At 69.9% G+C, this 2837-nt stretch carries 1 protein-coding gene; it reads right to left on the bottom strand.

The features are described 5' to 3' along the window. Positions 1–148 precede the first annotated feature (148 nt). The coding region (locus HOQ08_RS12265) for an autotransporter serine protease (protein WP_291195194.1) at positions 149–2837 on the bottom strand (2689 nt) is incomplete at its 5' end.

Here is a 2837-nt window from a genome sequence, read left to right as displayed (position 1 = left end):
AGGCTTGATGAAAAAGGCCCGCGATGCGGGCCATTTCGTTGATGGCTTGCCGCGCTTCGACTCCGGCTTTGCCTACGCTCAGCACGAACGGATTTTGGAAACCGTTCGCCCTGAGGCGCGCGCCGCCGAAGTCGAAGGGTCTTTCCCCTCAGAACGCCAGCCGGTACGCCAACGTCGCCATGCTGCCCTGCTCGCGCTGGGCGAAGTGGTGGTCGATGCCGAACGACAGGCCGGCGCGCGGCGACATCGCCCAGTCCAGCGTCATGCCAGCCACGCCGCCGTAGCGCGACAGGCCGATGCCGCCCAGCGGCGCCCATTGGTCGACGCCGGTGAAGCTGGCATCGAAGACGTCGCCGCGCACGGCGAAGGCGTGCTGCCAGGCCAGGTGCGTCTGCAGGCTCAGGCTGCCGCCGCCGGCGAAGTTCCACTGCCGCCCCGCGCGCAGGCCGACGCCGGCCTGCCAGCGCTCGATGGCGCCGGCATTGGCTTTCAGTCCGAAGCCATAGGCGCCCGGCTCGTTGAAGCCACTGTTGTCGATGCGCGCGTACTGCAGGCTGGCATACGGCGTGAGCGAGACCGCGCCGAGCATGGTGCGGTAGCCGCTCTCGCCATAGGCGACCTCGTAATGGCCATGGCTGTCGCTCGCCACGCCGGCGAAGGCGGGCCCGAGCTCCAGGTTGCGGTGCATGGTCTGGCGGTAGTTGCCCAGGCCGACGCGGCCCATCAGGTAGGCACTGCCGTGCACCAGGCCGCCGTAGACCATGCCTTCCATCGCATGGCTGCGGCCCTGGTCGGCGCTCTCGGCGAGGCGGCCCAGGCCTTGCGCCTGGCTCAGCGCGAAGCCGGCCACGCCGTTGCTGCCGATGCGCATGTCCTGCCCGGCCAGCGCGCCGGAAAGATCCACGCCGACGTTGGCGTAGCCCGTTCGCTGCATGCCGCCGTGGTAGCCCAGGTCCTGCATCCAGCCGCCGGCCGCGCCATTGTCGAGCAGGCGGTCGAAGCGGTCGGACAGCGCGCGCGTGCCGGCGTCGATGGCCTCGAACGTCATCGCCGCGCTGGCCGCGTGCAGCTGGCCGGAGAGGCTTTCCAGCGAATGCTGCGCGCTGGAGAGCGTGGCCGCCTGCTGCAGGCTGGCCGCGCCGGCGACGAAACCGCTGGTGGCCGACGCCGAGGTGATCCCCTGGGTCGCGAGCTGCTGGTCCAGCTGGCCGAGCGCACCTTCGACGCGCTGCGCCGAATTGTAGGACGAGGCCGTGTAGCTCATGCCCTGGATCGCGGTGACGTCGGCGCGGGTCACGTCCAGCCAGGCGCTGGTGGCGTCGTAGCCGGGCGTCGCGGTGAGCATCACGTTGGATGCCGCGTTGACCGCGCTGAAGGTGCCGCTCAGGCCGCCGGTGGTGTCGATCACGTCGGTATGCGCGTGGACGAGATAGTCCGAACGCTTGCCGATCACGTACAGGTCGCCGCCGCCGAGCGTGGCGGTGCCGCCGACCCGCAGCACCGAGCCCAGCGTGAGCGCCAGCCGGCCTCCGACCTGCTGCGAGTAGTTGCCGCCCAGGTTGAGGTCGACGTTGCCCACGGTCACCACGCCGGCGTTGCTGAGACTGCCTGCGACGGTGGTGGCCGAGCCGAGCACGGCACCGGCGTCGACCTGCACCGATGAGGCGAGCGCCTTGGCGTTGAGCGTGCCGCCCGCGACGCGCGTCAGGCCCGTGTAGCTGGCGTCCTGCGTCAGGCTGAGCGTGCCGCTGCCCTGCTTGGTGAGCCCGCCCGCGCCGGAGATCGGGTTGTTCCAGCTCGAGCTGCCGGTGAAATTGACGGTGACGTCGCCCCAGTCGAACCTGGCCGGCCCGTTCACCGCCTTGCCGACATCCAGCATGCCGTAGCCGAACACCGGGTCCGGCCCCGGCGCGCCCAGGTCGTCGGCGGTGCCCAGCAGCGTCTGGCGCACGAGGTCGTTGTTGAAGTACGGGTAGGCCTGCCACACCAGCGCCGCGGCACCCGACACCAGCGGCGCCGCGAAGGAGGTGCCGGAAACGATCCAGTAGTTCTTCGAAGGATCGGGATTGGGGTAGTCCTTGTCGGCGACGATCACGTCGCCCGGCGCGACCAGGCAGTAGTGCATCGCCTTGCCGCAGGCATTGGAGTAGCTGGCCAGCTGGGTCGGATGGTTGCTGTCGACGGCCGCCGCGACCAGCCAGCCCTGCTCCAGTTCCGGCGCCAGGCTGGGCAACGCGGCCATGGTGCTGGGATCGGCACGGCTTTCGTTGCCGGCGGCAAACACCACCAGGCCATCGTGGTTGAGCACGAAGTCGTCGTAGGCCTGGCCGAAGGCCTGGTTGACGGTGGCGTCGGTGGTGTCCCAGTAGATGCCGCCCCAGGAGTTGTTCTGGATGCGCACGCCGTCGTTGACCAACTCGGGGTTGAGCGTCTGGCCGAAGAACGCCGCATCGGCGGCGGTGACCTTGTTGCCGCTGCCCGAACCGTCGTCGGTGGGCTCCTTGTCGGCGATGATGCGCGCCGAAACCAGCGTGGCGCCCGTCGCGATGCCGCCCGCGAACTTGCCCACCGGTTGCCCGGCGGCGACTTCCGAGACCCAGGTACCGTGGCCGACCACGTCGTCGATGCTGGTGTTGTTGGTCGTCGAGTCGACGTAGATCAGTTCCTTGACCACCCGTCCCGCCAGGCTCGGGTGGTTGCGCATCACGCCGCTGTCGATGATGCCGATGGTGATGCCCTGCCCGGTATAGCCCTGGGCGTGCGCGGCGTACGTGTCGGTGAGCTGGAGCTGGGCGTCGATCGGCGGCGGCGGGGCCGAGGGCGCCGGCGGCGGTGCC

Origin of the sequence: Frateuria sp. (assembly GCF_013362045.1) — a bacterium.
GTDB lineage: Bacteria > Pseudomonadota > Gammaproteobacteria > Xanthomonadales > Rhodanobacteraceae > Frateuria_A.
Note: the sequence above shows the minus strand (reverse complement) of the source record. Positions and strands in the feature narration are given on the sequence as shown.